This is a genomic window from Conyzicola nivalis (assembly GCF_040548875.1).
In the GTDB taxonomy this organism is placed as follows: Bacteria; Actinomycetota; Actinomycetes; order Actinomycetales; family Microbacteriaceae; genus Conyzicola; species Conyzicola nivalis_A.
On sequence record NZ_JBEPSJ010000003.1, the window covers coordinates 191353 to 209406 of the forward strand.

18 protein-coding genes and 1 tRNA gene are annotated in these 18054 nt (G+C 68.6%); 6 read left to right on the forward strand and 13 right to left on the reverse strand.

Annotation, left to right across the window (positions count from 1 at the left end; genetic code table 11):
* Positions 1-85 precede the first annotated feature (85 nt).
* Positions 86-553, forward strand: coding sequence for a VOC family protein (locus ABIE21_RS13445; protein WP_354025339.1), 468 nt, complete (start codon positions 86-88; stop codon positions 551-553).
* A gap of 145 nt (positions 554-698) precedes the next feature.
* Here ABIE21_RS13445 and ABIE21_RS13450 read toward each other — a convergent pair whose 3' ends face one another.
* On the reverse strand, positions 699-2213 hold the full coding sequence (locus ABIE21_RS13450; protein WP_354025340.1) for a CYTH and CHAD domain-containing protein: 1515 nt from the start codon (positions 2211-2213) through the stop codon (positions 699-701).
* A 124-nt stretch (positions 2214-2337) separates the two neighbouring features.
* On the opposite strand from ABIE21_RS13450, the gene ABIE21_RS13455 reads away from it, so the two are divergent.
* A complete protein-coding gene (locus ABIE21_RS13455) occupies positions 2338-3792 on the forward strand; it encodes an MFS transporter (protein WP_354025341.1) in 1455 nt (484 codons plus the stop codon).
* Between the two features lie 7 nt (positions 3793-3799).
* Here the strand turns inward: ABIE21_RS13455 and ABIE21_RS13460 are convergent, their stop codons facing one another.
* Complete coding sequence (locus ABIE21_RS13460) at positions 3800-4513, reverse strand: alpha/beta fold hydrolase (RefSeq protein ID WP_354025342.1); 714 nt, start codon at positions 4511-4513, stop codon at positions 3800-3802.
* A 123-nt stretch (positions 4514-4636) separates the two neighbouring features.
* Between ABIE21_RS13460 and ABIE21_RS13465 the strand changes: the two genes are divergently transcribed.
* The gene (locus tag ABIE21_RS13465; protein ID WP_354025343.1) at positions 4637-5299 is read left to right on the forward strand and encodes a GntR family transcriptional regulator; all 663 of its coding nucleotides are present in this window, start codon (positions 4637-4639) and stop codon (positions 5297-5299) included.
* 31 nt (positions 5300-5330) lie between these two features.
* The gene (locus tag ABIE21_RS13470; RefSeq protein WP_354025344.1) at positions 5331-5930 is read left to right on the forward strand and encodes a GNAT family N-acetyltransferase; all 600 of its coding nucleotides are present in this window, start codon (positions 5331-5333) and stop codon (positions 5928-5930) included.
* Between the two features lie 362 nt (positions 5931-6292).
* Here the strand turns inward: ABIE21_RS13470 and ABIE21_RS13475 are convergent, their stop codons facing one another.
* Positions 6293-7072, reverse strand: coding sequence for a universal stress protein (locus ABIE21_RS13475; RefSeq protein WP_354025345.1), 780 nt, complete (start codon positions 7070-7072; stop codon positions 6293-6295).
* A 168-nt stretch (positions 7073-7240) separates the two neighbouring features.
* Between ABIE21_RS13475 and ABIE21_RS13480 the strand changes: the two genes are divergently transcribed.
* Together ABIE21_RS13480 and ABIE21_RS13485 are read left to right on the forward strand one after the other, a co-directional pair.
* Positions 7241-8959: a GAF domain-containing sensor histidine kinase gene (locus tag ABIE21_RS13480; RefSeq protein ID WP_354025346.1), complete on the forward strand. Its 1719-nt coding sequence runs from the start codon at positions 7241-7243 to the stop codon at positions 8957-8959.
* On the forward strand, positions 8956-9582 hold the full coding sequence (locus ABIE21_RS13485; RefSeq protein ID WP_354025347.1) for a response regulator transcription factor: 627 nt from the start codon (positions 8956-8958) through the stop codon (positions 9580-9582). Before ABIE21_RS13480 ends, ABIE21_RS13485 begins: the two co-directional genes overlap by 4 nt.
* A 10-nt stretch (positions 9583-9592) precedes the next feature.
* Here ABIE21_RS13485 and ABIE21_RS13490 read toward each other — a convergent pair whose 3' ends face one another.
* From ABIE21_RS13490 to ABIE21_RS13535, 10 genes are all read right to left on the reverse strand, one after another.
* Positions 9593-10159 (reverse strand): DoxX family protein, encoded by a 567-nt coding sequence (locus ABIE21_RS13490; protein ID WP_354025348.1) that lies wholly within the window; start codon positions 10157-10159, stop codon positions 9593-9595.
* Between the two features lie 136 nt (positions 10160-10295).
* Entirely contained in the window at positions 10296-11309 is a 1014-nt protein-coding gene (locus tag ABIE21_RS13495; protein ID WP_354025349.1) for a carbohydrate ABC transporter permease, read from the reverse strand.
* Positions 11306-12235 carry a carbohydrate ABC transporter permease gene (locus tag ABIE21_RS13500; protein ID WP_354025350.1) on the reverse strand — a complete coding sequence of 310 codons (930 nt, stop codon included), beginning with the start codon at positions 12233-12235 and terminating at the stop codon, positions 11306-11308. Before ABIE21_RS13500 ends, ABIE21_RS13495 begins: the two co-directional genes overlap by 4 nt.
* Positions 12235-13602 (reverse strand): ABC transporter substrate-binding protein, encoded by a 1368-nt coding sequence (locus ABIE21_RS13505; protein WP_354025351.1) that lies wholly within the window; start codon positions 13600-13602, stop codon positions 12235-12237. Before ABIE21_RS13505 ends, ABIE21_RS13500 begins: the two co-directional genes overlap by 1 nt.
* 38 nt (positions 13603-13640) lie before the next feature.
* On the reverse strand, positions 13641-15209 hold the full coding sequence (locus ABIE21_RS13510) for a glycoside hydrolase family 13 protein (RefSeq protein ID WP_354025545.1): 1569 nt from the start codon (positions 15207-15209) through the stop codon (positions 13641-13643).
* Positions 15210-15463: 254 nt separating this feature from the next.
* The gene (locus ABIE21_RS13515) at positions 15464-16459 is read right to left on the reverse strand and encodes a LacI family DNA-binding transcriptional regulator (RefSeq protein ID WP_354025352.1); all 996 of its coding nucleotides are present in this window, start codon (positions 16457-16459) and stop codon (positions 15464-15466) included.
* 117 nt (positions 16460-16576) lie between these two features.
* A tRNA-Arg gene (locus ABIE21_RS13520) sits at positions 16577-16652 on the reverse strand.
* 43 nt (positions 16653-16695) lie between these two features.
* The gene (locus ABIE21_RS13525) at positions 16696-17103 is read right to left on the reverse strand and encodes an MmcQ/YjbR family DNA-binding protein (RefSeq protein WP_354025353.1); all 408 of its coding nucleotides are present in this window, start codon (positions 17101-17103) and stop codon (positions 16696-16698) included.
* Between the two features lie 129 nt (positions 17104-17232).
* Positions 17233-17700: an SRPBCC family protein gene (locus tag ABIE21_RS13530; RefSeq protein WP_354025354.1), complete on the reverse strand. Its 468-nt coding sequence runs from the start codon at positions 17698-17700 to the stop codon at positions 17233-17235.
* Positions 17693-18052, reverse strand: a complete 360-nt coding sequence (locus ABIE21_RS13535) for an ArsR/SmtB family transcription factor (protein WP_354025355.1) — start codon at positions 18050-18052, stop codon at positions 17693-17695. The genes ABIE21_RS13530 and ABIE21_RS13535 overlap by 8 nt, the downstream gene beginning before the upstream one ends.
* Positions 18053-18054 lie beyond the last annotated feature (2 nt).

Sequence of the window (18054 nt, forward strand, 5' to 3'; positions counted from 1 at the left end):
GAGTCTAGGACTGATGCTGTCCTAGACGCCCATGAGTCTTGTTCTGTCGGGAAAAGCCCCGACGACGTTCTCACAAGGAGTAGATATGAGCATCACCACCACCACCCACCTGAACTTCCGCGGCGACGCCCGTGCGGCCCTGGAGTTCTACCAGTCGGTCTTCGGCGGCGAGGTCGCCATCGCGACCTACGGCGATTTCGGCATGCCCGCCGGCGTCCCCGGCGCCGAGAACGTCGTCTTCGGCCAGGTGGAGACGGCCGAGGGCTTCCGGGTCATGGCCTATGACATTCCGGGGCAGTCGGACGGTTCGGCGGCCTCCGCCGGTTCGACGCGTCGCGAGAACGGGACCACCGTCACCGACCAGCCGTTCTTCGTCTCCGTGCGCGGCGAGACCCTCCACGAGGTGGAGGGATACTGGGCCGGCCTCTCGGTCGGCGCATCCATCGTCGAACCCCTCGCAGCATCCGCATGGAGCCCGGGCTTCGGCATGCTCACCGACAGCTTCGGCGTGACCTGGATCCTCGACGTCGCGGCCGCCTACAGCGCGGAGTAGCTCCTACTCCGCAGCCGCGGCGCCTCGCGGCATCCGCACAGCGGCTCGACCAGAGCGACCGCGAACGTGGTGGCGTCGGCTCCCTTGCTCTGCCCGTGCGGATGGCTCGGACGTCATGGGTTTAGCGTAGGGCGACCCACCGTCGCTACCGGAGCGACCGCAGCTCGGCCAGGGCGGCGTCGTAGTCGACGAGACACAACGCCGCGCCGTGGCGCTCCACCTCGTGGAGCACTCCGTGATCGAAGGCCGCCGCGCCCCTGCCCGCCGTGTCGCGCAGATGCCGTTGCATCATCACGCTGTCGCGGTGCTCGCCCAGAAGGTCGTGCACCGCCTCCGCCGCGCCGGCGAGCTTGCGGGTCTTCTTTCCGAACACCCCCGCGTCGCCCTGGCTGACCGCCTCGGCGGCGTAGCGCAGCCGCTTCGCCGCCTTGCGGACCTCGTGCAGCAGCGGGAGGCGGTCGTCGTCGGAGTCGGCGCGGTTCGCGGCCTTCGCCCGCTTCAGCACGCGGCGCAGGTCCTTGCGCAGAGCGGGCGGGACGGCGTCTGAGATCGGCTCCATCGAACCCGAGGCGATCGCGGGGCGGGCCACGAACCCGTCGAGTTCGTCGAGCAGCCCCAGCCAGCCGTCGCCCGAGAGCACGGAGACCGCGCGCCCGTGGGCGGCCCGGTACCGCTCGGTCAGCGGCCCGCGCAGCCGTTCGTCCAGCCCGTCGGACAGCGGCTCGTAGTCGTCGAGCAGGGTGCGCGCCCTGTCGCGCATCACCTCAGCGTCGCGAGCCTCGCCGAGCGCGGTGCCGACCTCCTGCAGCCGGTCGCGCAGCGGATCGGTGACCTCCCGGTCGAAGACCGTGCGGTAGGTGGCGAACAGGCTGCGCAGGCGCCGGATGCGTGTGCGCAGCTGGTGCACGGAGTCGTGCTCGTCCGCCCTGACCAGCGGGTCGATGCGCACGAGGTCGTCGACCAGCCCCGCGACTGCCGCGAGCAGCACCGCCTGGGCGGGTGTCGACTTGTCGAGCTCTACCGGTTCGCTATCGGACCGTCCGCCGTCGAGCTCGGTCCGGCCGAGCGCCGACGCGAGCTTCGACTTGCTCGCCGAGGGCACAGCGCCGGCCGCGAGAAGCTTCTCCTCGACCGCGTCGAGCAGCTCGGTGCGCTCCCGCTCCGAATCGGGAGCGCCGGCGAGCAGCTCGACCTCCCACTCGCGCCACAGCCGCAGCACGCCCGTCGTCGCGTCGGTCGCGGAGACGGTGTCGTCTGCCACTTCGAGCAGCGGCTCCCCCGCTTCGGTGAACAGGTGGGTGAGGGTTCGGTGGGTCCGCAGCGTCGCGATCACGCCGAGCTCTCTCCCCCGCACGCGTGACCGGACACGATCGACGACCTCGGAGGGCGGAGCGTCGGCGTCGGTGACCGGCCAGTGCAGCTCGGTGCGCCCCTCGTCTGCCGGGACCTTGATGTGCCAGCCCTCGTCGCTGCCGCCGCGCCTCCGGCGAAGCACGATGCGGTGGGCGGCGAGATCGCCGCCTTCGGTGTCGAAGTACTGTGCCTCGAGCTCCGCCTCTCCGGCCTGTTCGACCCGTGCTATCTCGCTCAGGTCGGGCACGGCCGCCTTCTCGTCGACGTCGTACTTACGCTCGATCTCGGTCTGCGTGGTCATCGTCATGCAGTCCGTTCTACCCCCTGCGGGTGGGCGATGCCTACAGGCGCCGAAAAAGCGACCGCTCGAACACTCGACATGTTGACGGTGTCTACATATACTGGTGCGCACGCCGATCGAAGAGGACCGCATGGCCACCACCGAGGAGACCCCCGCCGAGGCATCCGTCGCCCACCAGCCGCCGCCCGGCGGTTCGCGCACGTTCGCGCAAGTACTCGTGAACACCGCCGTCGCTAACGTGACGACGAGCTTTCTCTGGTTCGCCCTGACCTTCTGGGTGTACCTCGAGACGCGTTCGGTGCTCGCAACCGGCGTCATCGGCGGCGCCTACATGCTGCTCGTCGCCGTGTGCTCGATGGCGTTCGGCACCATCGTCGACCGACACCGCAAGCACCTCGTGATGGTCTTTGCCGGTGCCGTCACGCTGGTCGCCTTCAGCATCAGCCTCGGGCTGTACGAGGCGTTTCCCGAGTCGACGCTGCTCGACATCAGCGGACCGATGTTCTGGCTGTTCAGCGGGGTCATCCTCTTCGGAGCCGTCATCGAGAACATGCGCAACATCGCCCTGTCCACCACGGTGACCCTGCTCATCCCAGTAGATAGGCACGCGAACGCGAACGGGCTGGTCGGCACCGTGCAGGGGCTGGCCTTCATGGTGACCAGCGTGTTCAGCGGTCTGGCCATCGGCTTCCTCGGCATGGGCTGGACCCTCGTGATCGCCATCGCTCTCTCGGCGGCGGCGCTCGCCCACCTGCTGTTCCTGCGGATCCCCGAGGAGAAGCCGCAGCACGACGGCGAGAGGCGCCCTCTGATCGACCTGCGCGGCAGCATCACCGCGGTGCGTGCAGCCACGGGCCTCTTCGCGCTGATCATCTTCTCGACGTTCAACAACCTGATAGGCGGCGTGTACATGGCGCTGATGGACCCGTACGGGCTCGAGCTGTTCCCCGTCGAGTGGTGGGGCATCGTGCTGGGCGTCACGTCGACCGGTTTCATCATCGGCGGACTCCTGGTCGCCAAGTTCGGTCTCGGGCAGAACCCGATCCGAACGATGCTGCTGCTCGTCGTGGCCATGGGGGTGCTCGGCGCCCTCTTCACGATCCGCGACTGGTGGTGGCTCTACGCGGGTGGCATCTGGCTCTACATGATGCTGATCCCCGCCGTGGAGGCCTCGGAGCAGACCGTGATCCAGAAGGTGGTGCCGTTCCGCACCCAGGGCCGCGTGTTCGGTTTCGCCGCGGCGTTCGAGTCGGCGGCGGCACCCGTCACCGCGTTCCTCATCGCGCCGATCGCGGAGTTCCTGATCATCCCCTACATGGAGTCCGACACCGGGCGGTCGACCTTCGGATGGCTGCTGGGAGAGGGCGAGGCCAGGGGAATCGCGCTGGTGTTCCTCGTCGCCGGCATCGTCATGGTGCTCGCCGCCGTCGGCGCGTTCTTCACGCGCTCGTACCGCCGCATCTCGGCGCAATATCTCGAGGCGGACGAGCCGGTCGAGGATGCGGCGAGCGCGGAGGCAACGGCCGCTGCGCGTGAAGAAGAGCCCGAGCCCGGCCGGCCCGCCGAATCCCTGCCACAGCAGTAGTCGCGGGTCAGCTCGGTGCGCCGACGAGGGCGTTCTCGGCGGCCGCGACGATGACGTCGGCGACGACGCGCGGCTGCGTCACGTACACGGCATGGCTGGCGGCGACGGTCGTGACCGTCGCGCCGGCACGTGCCGCCATGTGCTGCAGCATCGCCTGGTCGAACGCCTGGTCGTCGGTGCCGATGACCGCCCAACTCGGCTTGTCACGCCAGGCGGCGTGGGCGACCTCGGCGCCGAACACCGACATGTTGATGGGCACCTGCGTGTCGCGGAGGAATGCCGCGTCGGCGTCGCTGGCGTCCGCCGCGAAGCCGATCGCGAACGTGTCGCGGTTGAGAAACCCGTAGCCGTCGTCGCCGATGTCGATGATGAAGTTCGGGGTCGGGGCGAAGCCCTCGTATTGCTGGGATGTGGTCTCGCCCGAGTCTGGCGCGAGTGCCGCTACATAGACGAGCCCCGCCACGCGGTCGTGGACACCCGCCTCGGTGATCACCGTGCCTCCCCAGGAGTGACCGACGAGGATCGACGGGCCGTCCTGCTGGTCGAGCACCCGCGTCGTGGCGGCTACATCGGCCTCGAGCGAGGTGAGAGGGTTCTGCACGACGGTCACGCGATAGCCGCGGGCCGTCAGATCGTCGTAGACGCCGCGCCAGCCCGAGCCGTCGGCGAATGCTCCGTGCACGAGCACGATGTTCTTGATTTCCTGTTCTGTGGTGTTCATGATGCCCCTTCCTGTCAGTACCGCGATTTGCGGTTGCAATGTGCAACATATTGCATACCGATTAATATTCCAAGGGCCTGTCGACGATTTGCGCGACCACCGAACGTCTGCGCAATATATTGCATGCCAATCCCCATCGGTTCCACCGGTCTCGACCGCTCGCTCCTCCGCAACGATGTCTACAAGCGCCTGCGAGACGCGATCGTCGACGGGACCTTCGCGCCCGGCGAGCAGCTCAAAGACGGCGAGCTGGCCGACTGGCTCGGCGTGAGCCGCACCCCGATCCGCGAGGCCCTCCTGCGTCTCGGCACGAGCGGGCTGGTCGTGGCGGTCCCAGGGCGATCGACCACCGTCACGGCGATCGACGCGGACGCGGTTCGTGACGCGAGGGACGTCATCGCCTCGATGCACTCACTGGCCGTGCGCCAGATGGCCGGAAAACTCAGCGCCGACGAATTGGCGCTGATGGGCGAGGCGAATCGCCGGTTCGCCGCGGCGGTCGCGGCGGCAGACGTGGATGCCGCCCTCGACGCCGACGAGGAACTCCACAGGATCCCGGTCGCCGCGCTCGGCAACCACGCGCTCGAGTCGGTGATCGACCACTTCGACCCCGTGGTGCGCCGAGCGGAACGGCTGCGGTTCACTCACGACGGCCGCACGTCCGTCGACCTTCACGAGCGGCTGATCGCATCGCTGGCAGCCGGAGACGCAGAAGCAGCCGCAGCCGTCGCCTTCGGCATCTGGCACAGCCTCCCGACCGACGACGGCGCCGATCCGGGCCATTGAGCTACGGCGGCCCGAGTCGGAGAATGGGCGCATGCCCGACGCACACGTGATCAAGCCGCTCACCCCCGAGACCTTTCCCGCGTGGCTGGCGCTCGCGCAGAAGCACAACGGCGTCTGGGGCGGTTGCTACTGCTCGTACTTCCACAACGACACCGCGGAGACGGCGAAGGACGACTACGACAGACCCACGTTCAAACTACGGCTCGTGCACGAGGGAGTCGCTCACGCCGCACTCGTCTTCGAGGGCGACGCCGCCATCGCCTGGTGCCAGTACGGCAGCCCGGAAGAGCTTCCGAACATCTACCACCGCAAGCAATACGACGCCGGCGAGACCAACCCAGCGCCCTGGCGGATCACGTGTTTCTTCGTCGACCGCGACCACCGCCGCTCCGGCGTCGCCTACGAGGCTCTTGGCGGCGCGTTGTCGCTCATCGCCGAGGCGGGCGGGGGCGAGGTCGTGTCGTTCCCGAACGAACTGGTGCCGGGCAAGAAGACCTCGTCGTCGTTCCTTCACAACGGAACCAGGGCGATGTTCGAGCAGGCGGGATTCACGTTCGAGCGTCACATCGGCAAGAGCAAGACCGTGATGCGCAAGACGGTCGCGAGCCGCGAACGCACATCGCCGGCGTAGCCGCTCGGGACGGCGCGTGCCACGGCCGGGACCTTCGGCACTATCGAGCGCCCGTCATCGCTGGTGCGATAGTGCCACGGCCGGGACCTTCGGCACTATCGAGCGCCCGTCATCGCTGGTGCGATGGATGTCGACCCCGCAGCCCGCACCCACCGACGACGAAGGACCCGATGCACATCGCCCCACCCGCTCTCCACACCGTGCGCGAATGAGGTTCGTCTCGCATGCGGAGTGGGACCTCCTGAAGCGGCACACGGCCGCGCATCTGCACGACCACGCCACCGCACACCGCGACTCCGCGACTCCCTCGTCGGCCTCGGCCGACAAGGCGCCGCCCAAAGAAGTCACCGAGCCCCACTACTTCAGCGGCAACTTTCCGGGCCAGACCGGGGAATGACCATCGCCGGGCCCGCGAGGTTCAGGAGCAGGTCCCGCACCCCGGCCGCCCCCTCCGAACCCACAGACTCCGCCGCGGCCGGGTAGGGCAGAACCACGAGCGTCGCGACCATCGCGGAGTCGATGAGATCGCGCACGACCCCGTGTCTGGCCACGCGGGCGCTCACGTGGAGGAGGGGGTGGCCGAGTCGCACCCGGTCCGTCGCCTCCGCGAACACGCGGCTCTCGGACGGCAACACGAGGGTCAGCCGTTCGGCGGCCGATTCCGCGGTGTCGGCGGCTATCTCGACGGCCCGACGCCCGGTGACCGAGTCGTCTACCCCGACGACCACCCCCCTTCGCGAGGTCAGGGGGACGCTGGGGATCACGGCGACGGGGACGGCGACCACCGAAGGCAAGTCGAGGTACCTCGACCCGATCGCCCTGCCCTGGATGAACCCGGTCTTGTGGGTTCCGATGACGAGCAGGTCGGCCTCCCGCGAGGCCTCGGCGAGGCCCGCGAACGGCTCTCCCAGGCTCAGTTCCGTGAGGATATCGAGAGCCGGATAGACCGCACGCAGCGTTCGGATGCCGGTCCGGAGCGGGTCTGCGCGCGCGTCGTCGCCGACGCTCCCGGATTCGCCCCGCGACGACACATGGACCAAGGTCAACGTCGACCGCATCGCCACCGCGCGGGCGCCGGCCCAGAGCAGAGCCGACCGAGCCGGGGTCGAGCCGTCTGTTCCTACAACGATGCTGCCTCGCATGCGCGTCCTCACTGGTCGCATCCCAGCATCCGCGGGCAGCGCCGACGCCGATAGGGCCGTTGTACCCTTCCCGCATCACGGTCCGTCACGCGGCAGGAGTACACTCGCGCCAGTGGGGACCTGAAGGCCGAGCAGCCATATACGAGATTTCTCGAGGCGGGAGCTGCAGTGACCGATCCGCAGGCGTTCTCCTTTCCCGACGTCCCCCGAGGCGCGCTCGACCGAGCCCTCGACGACCTCGTGCAGCGCGCGAAGGGCGTCCTCGCCACCCAGGGCCGGCTCCGCGCACTCCTCCGCGCCAATCAGGCAGTCGTCGAGCATCGCGACCTGCCCGTGGTCCTGCGCCGCATCGTCGAAGCGGCAGTCGAGCTCGTGGGCGCGGAGTACGGCGCGCTCGGCGTGATCTCTCCGCAGGGCGGGCTCGAGCAGTTCATCACAGTCGGCATGTCCGACGAACTCGTCGCGCACATCGGCCACCTTCCCGAGGGCCGCGGCCTGCTGGGCGCACTCATCGACGACCCGCGCACCATCCGCCTACCCCGGCTCGCTGACGACTCCCGCTCGATCGGGTTTCCGGCGGGGCATCCGTCGATGTCCAGCTTCCTCGGGGTTCCGATCACGGTACGCGGCATCGTCTACGGCAATATCTATCTGAGCAATCAGGCAGCCGGGGAGTTCAGCGACGACGACGAGCAACTCGTCACCGCGCTCGCGGCCACGGCGGGCATCGCCATCGAGAACGCCCGGTTGTTCGCCGAGACGCACCGCCGACAGGCGTGGTCAGCGGCATCGGCCGAAGTCACCGCGACGCTGCTGTCGTCCGAGAACAGCGATTCGATCTCGACCATCGTCACGCGCGTACTCGGCCTCGCCGAGGCGGACCTGGTATGGATGCTTCTTCCGACCGGTATCCCGGCGGAATACACGATAGAACGCGCTCGCGGAGTCGACGCCGACGCCGTCGAGGGCACCGTTCTCGCCGCCCTCGCGAGCGAGCTGGGGAACATGCTCGAGGCGCACCATCCGCAACTCATCGACGACGCAGGGAACGGGGCGATCGCACTCGACGACGGGCGCCGGATCGGGCCGATGATGGTGGTGCCACTGGCCGGGCCGGCGATTGCGCAGGGCGTGCTGCTGGTGGGACGGCTCGCCGGCTCCGGGCGTTTCTCCACCGCGGATCTCGAGATGGCGGCCGACTTCGCCGGACAGGCGAGCATCGCCGTCAGCCTCGGTGCCGCCCGCGCGGACCGTCAACGCATGGAACTGCTCGAAGACCGCAGCCGCATCGCCCGCGACCTCCACGACCACGTCATCCAGCAGCTGTTCGCCACGGGGCTCGATCTGAACCGTGTCGCCGCGATGAGCAGGTCCGCCGGCGTCGCCTCCGACATCATGGCCGCCGTCGGCAATATCGACGCGAGCATCGCGCAGATCAGAACGGCCATATTCGCCCTGAGCGTGCGGGACGACGACCCCCGGGATTCGATGCGCCACCAGCTGATCGATCTCGTCAACGACGTGTCGGCCGGTCTCGGCTCGACGCCCGCGGTCAGCTTCGCCGGCCCGGTCGATCTCATGGTGACCGACGACCTCGCCGCCGACGTCATCGCCGTGACGAGGGAGGGGCTGGCCAACATCGTCAAACACGCCTCCGCCCGGTACACCACCGTCGCTCTCGCGGTAGTCGACGACGGCGTCCGTCTGGTCATCAGCGACGACGGAACCGGCCTCGCCGGCACAGCCAGACGCAGCGGCCTGGCCAATCTCGAAGCGCGTGCCCTGCGCCGCGGCGGCGAGCTGCGAGTCGATTCGGGGGCGGACGGCACCACGCTCACCTGGCTTGCGCCGTTCGAATCCCCCGCCGCTGAACCCGTGCGCCGATGATCCGCGTGTTCCTGGTCGACGACCACGAGATGGTGCGGCGCGGGATCGCCGGGCTGTTCGAATCGGAAGCCGACATCACCGTGGTCGGAGAGGCGGCCAGCGTCGCACAGGCGGTCGCGCGTATCCCGACGATGATGCCGGATGTCACGATCCTCGACGTCCGGCTGCCGGACGGCAGCGGCGTCGACGTGTGCCGCGAGATCCGGGCAGCGCATCCCGAGATCCGCTGCATCATGCTGACCTCGTTCGACGACGACGCCGCCATCTACGCGGCCGTTCTGGCGGGGGCCGCCGGCTACCTGATGAAGGACGTCCTCGGCGGTTCGCTCATCGACGCGGTGCGGGATGTCTCGGCGGGACGTTCCCTCATGGACCCGACGCTGACCAAGCGTGTGCTCGAACGCATGCAGACGGGATCTCGCGGAGATCCCAGGATCGAGTCGCTGAGCCCGCGAGAGCGGGAGATCCTCGCCCTGGTGGGCGAGGGGCTCACCAATCGCGAGATCGGCGAGCGTATCTCCCTCTCCGAGAAGACGGTCAAGAACTATGTGTCCTCCATGCTGAGCAAGCTCGGGCTGCAACGCCGCACCCAGGCGGCCGTGTTGCACGCCACCTCCGAGTGACGCTGCCGGTCTAGGCGAGCCAGCGCTGCGAGCGCACCAGCGCGAGCGACTTCCACTGCTTCCCGAAGCCCCACGTGTCACCGGCCGCCAGGGTCGCGATGGCGATGAGGGCGAGCGCGTAGATGATGTGGTAGTCGACGAGGGGGTTGGTCGACGCGAGGTTCGCGGCGAACGGCCACTCGGCCAGGTACATGAACACCATGATGAGCGATCCCGCCACCGCACTGACGTAGAGACCGATGCCGAGCATGACCGCTACGCCGACGCCGAGCATCCCGAGCATAAAGAAGAAGTCGGTCGCCGGGCTGGCGATGCCTGCGAAGAACTCCTTGAGGGGACCGGTGACCGCGTCGCTCTTCAGGAAGCCCTGGCTCGGGGTTCCGCCATTGATCCATGCGCGTTCGGCCGGGGTCGAGAACCCCAGGCCGAATGTCTTGTCGAGGAATGCCCAGAGGAAGATGAAGCCGGTGGCGAGCCGCAGCACGGCCAACGCGACGCGCCCGCCCCGTTTCGGGGCGAAGTCGACGCTGGCAGCGTTCGACGTGTCGAGGGTGGGTGACGTGAGTGTCGTTGTCATGAGCCGGAGCCATTCTGATCAGCCGACATGGTGACGAGTCGGCGTGCCGAGGTGGCAGTGAGGCCACTCTGACGGCTCGTGCGCGCGCCCGTTAGTGCCGAAGGTCCCGAACGATCGGCGCCGCCCGGTCACACCCTCACCCCTTGATCGCGCCTCCCAGTCCCGCGCTGCGCAGGAACAGGCGCTGGAACACGACGAAGAGGGCGATGGGGATGACGGTCGAGATGGCGAGCGCCGCGAGGTACACGTCGAGCTCGATGGTCTGCTGCAGGGCCGGCAGCCGCACCGAGAGCGGCTGGATGGCCGGGAGGGTGAGCACGAGCATGGGCCAGAGGTAGTCCTTCCACGCGGCGATGATCGCGAAGACGGATACGACGCCGAGGATCGGCCGAGACATCGGCAGCACGACCGACCAGAAAAGCCGGAACGAGCCAGCCCCGTCCATGCGGGCCGCCTCGAAGATCTCGCCCGGCAGGTTGTCGAAGAACCGTTTGACGAGAACGACATTGAAGGCGGATGCCCCGGCCGGAAGCCACACCGCCCAGTAGGTGTTGAGCAGCGAGGTGCCGATCAACGGCGGGTTCAATATCGTCAGATACAGCGGCACGAGCAGCACGACCGCCGGGACGAATAGCGTCGCGAGCACGAGCCCGTAGACGATCCTGCCGTAGCGCGGGCGGAGCACACTGAGCGCGAATCCCCCGGTGGTCGCCACGATGAGCTGCACCGCCCAGGCGCCCGCCGCCACAATGACGGTGTTCATGAACTGCACGTCGATGTGGATGGTGGTCCACGCCGTCACGAGGTTCTGCCAGTCGACGCCGTTGGGGAAGATCGCCATCGGCGTGCGCAGCGTGTCCTGCGTGGGGGTGATCGACGCCTTGAGCAGCCAGAGGAGCGGGCCGAGCCCGGCCACTACCAGCAGCACGAGCAGTGTCGCGTGGATGGCGCGGGTGGTGCGACGGATCGACGGTTTCCTCCAGTCGGCGAGCGAGACGATGCCACGGTCGCTGGCCTGACCCGCACCGCCGCGCCGGGGACGCCGGCCGGCGCGACGGCCGAGCCCGGGGTCACCGCCGGGAGCGCCGTCCGCCGTCGTCTCGCCGGGGGGCGCGAGGGGTGCGCCGGGGAAGTCGATCGTGGTTGTCATTCGGAGCTCCATGATCTCGTGAGCCGGAAGTAGAGGAGTGAGAACCCGGCGAGGAACACGGCGAGCAGCACGCTCAAGGCTGTGGCCGCGCCGTAGTTGCCACCGAGGGAGTTCTGGAAGGCGTAACGGTAGATGAGCAGCAGCACCGTCGTCGTGGAGTTCGCCGGACCTCCGTTGGTGAACAGGAACGGCTCGAGGAAGACCTGCGCCGTGCCGATGATCTGCAGGATGAAGGTGATGAGCAGCACCGGCCGCAGCTGGGGCAGCGTGACGTGGCGCACCTTCTTCCAGATGCCTGCGCCGTCGATCTCGGCCGCGTCGTACAGATCCGGATTCACGGCGGTCAGGGCGGCGAGGTAGATGATGATGGTGCCGCCGGCCCCCGCCCAGGTCGCCTCGAGCACGAGCGAGGGCATGGCGCTCGCGGCGCTCTGCAGCCACGGTTGCGGTGGAATGCCCACCCAGGAGAGGACGGTGTTGAACGGACCGTTGGGGTCGGCGTTGTAGAACACCTTCCATAGCAGCACCGCGACGACGGGCGGCACGACGACGGGCAGGTACGCGAGCGCGCTGTACAGGCCCCGCATCCGCTTCACCTCGCTCATGAGCACGGCGACGACCAGGGGCACCGGGTACCCGAAGAGCAGCGCGAGCAGCGCGAAGTACACGGTGTTGAGCACCGCCTGCCCCAGCTGCGGGTCGGACAGCACACGCACGTAGTTGTCGAGCCCGACGAAGGCGGCCGGGCTCACGAGGTTGGTCTTCTGAAGGCTCATCACGACCGCTTCGACGATGGGCTTCCAGGAGAAGACGCCGAAGATGACGAGCAGCGGCAGCATGAACAGCAGGGTGGAGAGGCCGCCCCGCCGCACCCACGAGACGGGCGAGCGTCTCGTGGGTGCGGCGGGGCGCTGGAGGGTCGACATCAGCCGGCGTCGACCAATGCCTGCACGTCGGCGTCGGCGCGGGCGAGCAGCGCGTCGATGTCTGCGTTCTCGTCGGTGAGCACCGCCTGCACGACGCTGTCGAGCGCCGCGTAGAGCTCCTGCGTCTTCGCCGCCGGCTCGCCGACGATGGTGCGGCCCTCGTTGCCCTCGGCGAAGTACGACACCTGGTCCTGGGGCACGTTGACGTAGTCGGCGATCCACTCTCGCGAGGCGTCGAACGTCTCCTGGTCGAGGATCGGGAGGGCGGGGGTGCCCACGGCCTGGTCCTGCTCGGCGAGGATCTTCGCGTCTGCCACCGCGGCCTCCTCGTCGACGAGCTTCGCCACGTCGTAGAAGTCGATCCACTTCACCGCGGCGTCCTTCTGCTCGTCGGTCGCCTTGGCGCTCACGACGTTCAGGGTGCCGCCGCCGAGGATCGCCGCGTCGGGCGAGTCGCTGATCGGGATGGCGGTGAGTCCGTAGATCGCCGGATCGAGGTTGTTCTCACGGGTGAGCGACGTGAAGATGTCGGAGCCCGAGGTGTACATGCCGATCTGGCCCGCGGCGAAGGCCTGGTTGATCGTTCCCCAGTCGTACAGGAAGTTCGAGCCCATCGAGTTGTCGGTCCAGCGCAGCTCCTTGAGGAACTCGAGCGCCTCCCGGGTGCCCTCGTTGTCGAGGGTCACCGTGACATCGGCGCCCTGCCCCTCCTGCATCCGGCCTCCGCGCGACACCGTCGCGGCGGTGGTCTGCCAGCCGCCGGTGTTGCTCTGCGTCATCTGCATGTACCCGGCCTGGCCGGTCTTCTCGGCGATGGCCTTCGCGGCCGAGCGCACCTCGTCCCACGTCGTCGGCGGAGCGTCGGGGTCGAGACCCGCCTCCTCGAACAGCTGCCGGTTGTAGTGCAGGCCGATCGCGTATGCCTCTCGCGGGATGCCGAAGACGCTGCCCGCGTCATCCTGCGCCGTCTCGAGCACGCTCGGGTTGAACTGGTCGAAGTACGGCAGCGCTTCGACCTGGCTCGTGATGTCGGCCAGCTGGCCGTTGGCGATGAGGGTGCGGCCGTCGGTCAGCGGGATGCGGAAGACGTCGGGCAGCGTGCCTCCGGCGAGCTGCGCCGTGAACGTCGTCGCCTTCCACTCGTACTCCACCGGCTCGACGTCGATGTCGGGGTTCGCCTCCTCGAACTCGGCCACGCGGGCGTCGAACGCGTCGAACGCCGCCTGCTCCGTTCCGGGGATGAGCGAAGCGACCGAGATCTTCACTTTGCCGTCGTCGCTCGCGGTGTCAGCTGTGCAGGCGCTGAGCAGCCCTGCGGACATAAGGCCGACCGCGACGATCGCGGCGGCCTTGCTGGGTGACTTCATTGTCGTTGCCTTTCTCTGGTGTGAGGGATGATGCGGGGTTAGAGCGGTCGCAGCCACGCGGTGGTGTCTGCGGGCAGGAGACCGTCGACGAGGGCCGAGCTGGTGAGGACGACCGCGCTGTGCGCGGGAAGCGGCACCGGGTCGGCACCGAGATTGGTGGCGCAGAGGATGTCGCCGCGGGAGAACGCGAGCACTCCCGGCTCGCCGTCGAGCCAGCGCAGCCCGCCGTCACCGAGGTCGGGCTCGTCGCGCCGGATGCGGAGCGCCGAGCGGTACAGCGACAGCATCGATGCCGGGTCGCGCTCCTGGATCTCGACCGTGTATCCGCTCCAGTCGAGCGGCTGGGGCAGCCACGAGCCGCCCGTGCCGAAGCCGAACGGACGCCGATCGCCCGACCACGGGAGGGGCACGCGGCAGCCCTCGCGGCCCGGGTCGACGCCGGCGGAACGGAAGTGCATGGGATCGGTGCGCAGCTGCGGCGGGAGGTCCTCGACCTCGGGCAGGCCGAGCTCGTCGCCCTGGTAGATGTAGAGCGAGCCGGGGAGCGCCGCGCTGAGCAGGGCGGCAGCGCGCGCCCGGCGTGTGCCGAGAGCGACGTCCGTCGGGATGTCGAACCGCTTCGTGGCGAACGAGAACGCGCTGTCCTCCCGGCCGTAGCGGCTGACCGGTCGCGTGACGTCGTGGTTCGATAGGACCCAGGTAGACGGCGCGCCGACCGGAGCGTGCGCCGCGAGCATCGTGGTGATCGACGACCGCAGCTCGCCGGCATCCCACGCCCGGCTCATGAAGTCGAAGTTGAAGGCCGTGTGCATCTCGTCGGGCCGCAGGTACATCGCGAAGCGCTCTGTGTCGGGCAGCCAGATCTCGCCCACGAGCACCCGTGTGCCGTCGTACTCGTCGGCGATGGCGCGCCAGCTGCGGTAGATGTCGTGCAGCTCGTCGCGGTCGGTGTTCGGATGACCGCCCGGAGCAGGGTTCTCGGGCACCTCGGGCAGTGCCGGGTCTTTGACGAGCAGGGCGGCCGAGTCGATGCGCACGCCGGCGACGCCCCGGTCGAACCAGAAACGCAGGATGTCCTCGTGCTCGCGGCGGATCTCGGGATTGCCCCAATTGAGGTCGGGCTGCTCGGGCGAGAACAGGTGCAGGTACCACTCGCCGGGAGTGCCGTCGGGATTCGTCGTCCGCGTCCACGTGGTGCCGCCGAAGTTCGACACCCAGTCGGTCGGGGGCAGCTCGCCGTGGGCGCCGCGTCCCGGCCGGAACCAGAAACGGTCGCGCTCTGGCGAACCGGGTGCGCTGTCGATGGCCGCACGGAACCAGGGATGCTCGTTCGAGACGTGGTTGGGGACGATGTCGACGATTGTGCGGATGCCGCGGGACAGCGCCGCAGCGATGAGCGACTCGGCCTCGGCGAGGTCTCCGAAGGCGGGGTTGATGGCGCGGTAGTCGCTCACGTCGTAGCCGCCGTCGGCGAGCGGGGACGGATACCACGGGGTGAACCAGAGCGCGTCGACGCCGAGGTCGCGCAGGTAGTCCAGTCGGGAGCGCACGCCGGCCAGGTCTCCGGTGCCGTCACCGTCGCCGTCGGCGAAGCTGCGCACGTACACCTCGTAGATGACGGCGTCGCGCCACCAGTCGACGTCGTCTGAGTCGCGACCGTTCGGCTCGGAAGCGACGAGCGGGCTCGTCGGTTCGCCGTGCGGCGCCGTAGCCGTGTTCGTTTTCACTCGTCCTCGCTTACATGCGTCATCGACGGCAGCGCAGCGACGATGCCGTGAGAGGAATGTAGCTTTAATGACGACGAGTACGCAAGAACTCGACAGGGAGTAAGAAAATTACTCGATCTTGCGTGGCATTGCGGTCACTTGCGCCGGGCTGTCGAGCCTCGCACGACGAGCTCGGGCTCGAAGAAGTACTCGTCGGGCTCGGAGTCGACGCCCTCGATCTGCGCGAGCAGCAGGTCGACGACCATGCGCCCCATGAGCTCGATCGGCTGTCGCACCGTGGTCAGCGGCGGGTCCGTGCTCGTCATGAGCGACGAGTCGTCGAAGCCGATGACCGAGACGTCGGCCGGCACCGAGAGCCCGGCCCGCTTGACCGCCCGGATGGCGCCCAGCGCGAGCGGGTCGGAGGCGCAGACGATCGCCGTCACGCCGGCTCCCAGCAGCCGGGTGGCGCCGGCCTGGCCCGCCTCGAGCGAGTACTGCGAGTGCGCGACGAGCTCGGGCGGCAGGTCTCCGCCGGCGAGCCTGCGAGCCGCATCGAGCTTGCGGCGCGACGGCATGTGGTCCCGCGGCCCGAGCAGGAGTCCGATGCGCTCGTGCCCGAGCTGGGTGAGGTGCCCCCAGGCCTGCTCCACTGCGACGGCGTCGTCGGTGGAGACCGTCGGGACACCGAGCCCTGAGATGGGCGCGTTCGTCACGACCGTGGGCAGACCGAGCTCGACGAGCCGCCGGTAGTGCTCGTGCGGGGCGTCCTGCTGGGTGTACTGCCCGCCCGCGAACACCACGCCCGACACCTGCTGCTGCAGGAGCAGGTCGACGTAGTCGGCTTCGGAGATGCCTCCCGCGGTGACGGTGCACAGCACCGGGGTGTATCCGTGCTGGGCGAGGGCGCCGCCCACCACCTCGCCGAACGCCGGGAAGATCGGGTTCTGCAACTCGGGCAGGAAGAGGCCCACGAGCCGCGCGCGCTCGCCTCGCAGCTTGCTCGGCCGTTCGTAGCCCAGCACGTCGAGGGCCGTGAGAACGGCCTGCCGCGTCGCCGCGCCGACGCCGGGTTTGTCGTTGAGCACGCGGCTCACGGTCGCCTCGCTCACCCCGACCTTGCGGGCCACCTCCGCCAGACGTCTAGACATGCAGCAACCTTACGCAAATCACGCAACTTCTTGCAGAGCTTCTCGCGAACGTGGGCGCGAGGCCGTTCGACGGCGTCGCTGAACGCCGGAAGCCCCGCACGAATGCGGGGCTTCCAGTGGTGCGCCCGGAGGGATTTGAACCCCCGGCCTATTGATCCGTAGTCAATTGCTCTATCCGCTGAGCTACGGGCGCATGTTCTGCATTTTCGCACTGGGCGCAAATGCCAACTGGAAAACTATACCAGCCGTTCGGGCCCGTTCTGTCCACCGGCCGAATCCAGTGCTGTGATCTGCCGCACAAGGGCCACCTGGCGGTACGACGTGTCGATGATCTCGGCCACCCGCACCCAGTCGGTGTCAGGCGCGTCGATCTCGAGGGCGAGCCATCCGCCCGGCCCCCAGTACGGCGGAGAGTAGAACCGCGGCTCCTCGAGATAGGCGAGCCGTTCGCCCGGAGCGGGCTTGAAGACGAAGGTGAAGGGATGGTCCATGCTCGCCGACACCGTGACGAAGATCTTCTTGCCGGCACGGAACGTGGGCCGGCCCCAGGCCTCGACCTCGACGGCCTCCGGGTAGGCGAGGCAGATCGCGCGGATGCGTTCGACCAGCGGATGCCCCGGGTCGATCACCTGAGGATGCTCCATGCCCGAAAGACTAGCGAGAGCGCAGGAGAAATCGCAGCCCGTCGTCGATCGAGTCGAAGACACCGAGCGCCTTCTCGCGCCAGTCGCGCAGCTCGAAGCCCGCGTGAACGCCCGTCAAAGCGCGGGTGACTACGAGGTGGCCCCGGCCAGCTGCGCGACGAGACGGTCGACGGTCTGATTCCAGCCGGCTTCCATGCCGGTGGCGAGTTGCTCGTCGACCTGCTCCTGTGACAGGGTCTCGGGCAGCGATACCGTCACGGTCATCTCCGTCTGCCCGTCGATCTCGACGAGCGCCACCGTGACCACGGGGGCGTCGTCATCGAGTTCGGGCCAGCCGCCCTCCGCACCCCAGGCGAACACGAGCCTCTCCCCCGGCACGATCTCGCGGTAGACGCCGCCCGTGACGTACCGGTCGTCGTCGCCGATGATCATCGTCTGCCGCCAGGCGCCGCCGACCCGCAGGTCGACCCGGGGCGCCTCGGGCTCGCCGTGTCCGCTGAAGAACCAACCCAGGTGGTCGGGGTCGGTCCACGCCCGGAAGACGAGCGCGGGCGGTGCGTCGAGCAGCCGGGTGATCGTGAAGCTTCTGTCAGTCATGGGTGGTCCCCTTCGTGTCGGTCGTTGTTTTCGTGGTCATAGATTCGAGCTGCGCCTCGAGCCGGTCGAAACGGGTGTCGAAGAACTCGCGGTATGGCGCCATCCATTCGTCCGCCGCCTTGAGCCGAGCCGCCTCCAGTCGGCACGGCCGCCACTGCGCGCTCCTACCCTTGCTCACGAGCCCGGCACCCTCGAGCACCTTGAGGTGCCGCGAGATCGCGGGCAGGGTGATGTCGAAGGGGGCGGCGAGTTCGCCCACCGTCGCCTCGCCCTCAGCCAGTCGCGCGAGAATCGCCCGCCGGGTGGGGTCGGCCAGCGCGGAGAACGTAGCACTCAGAGCATCCACCATCATTT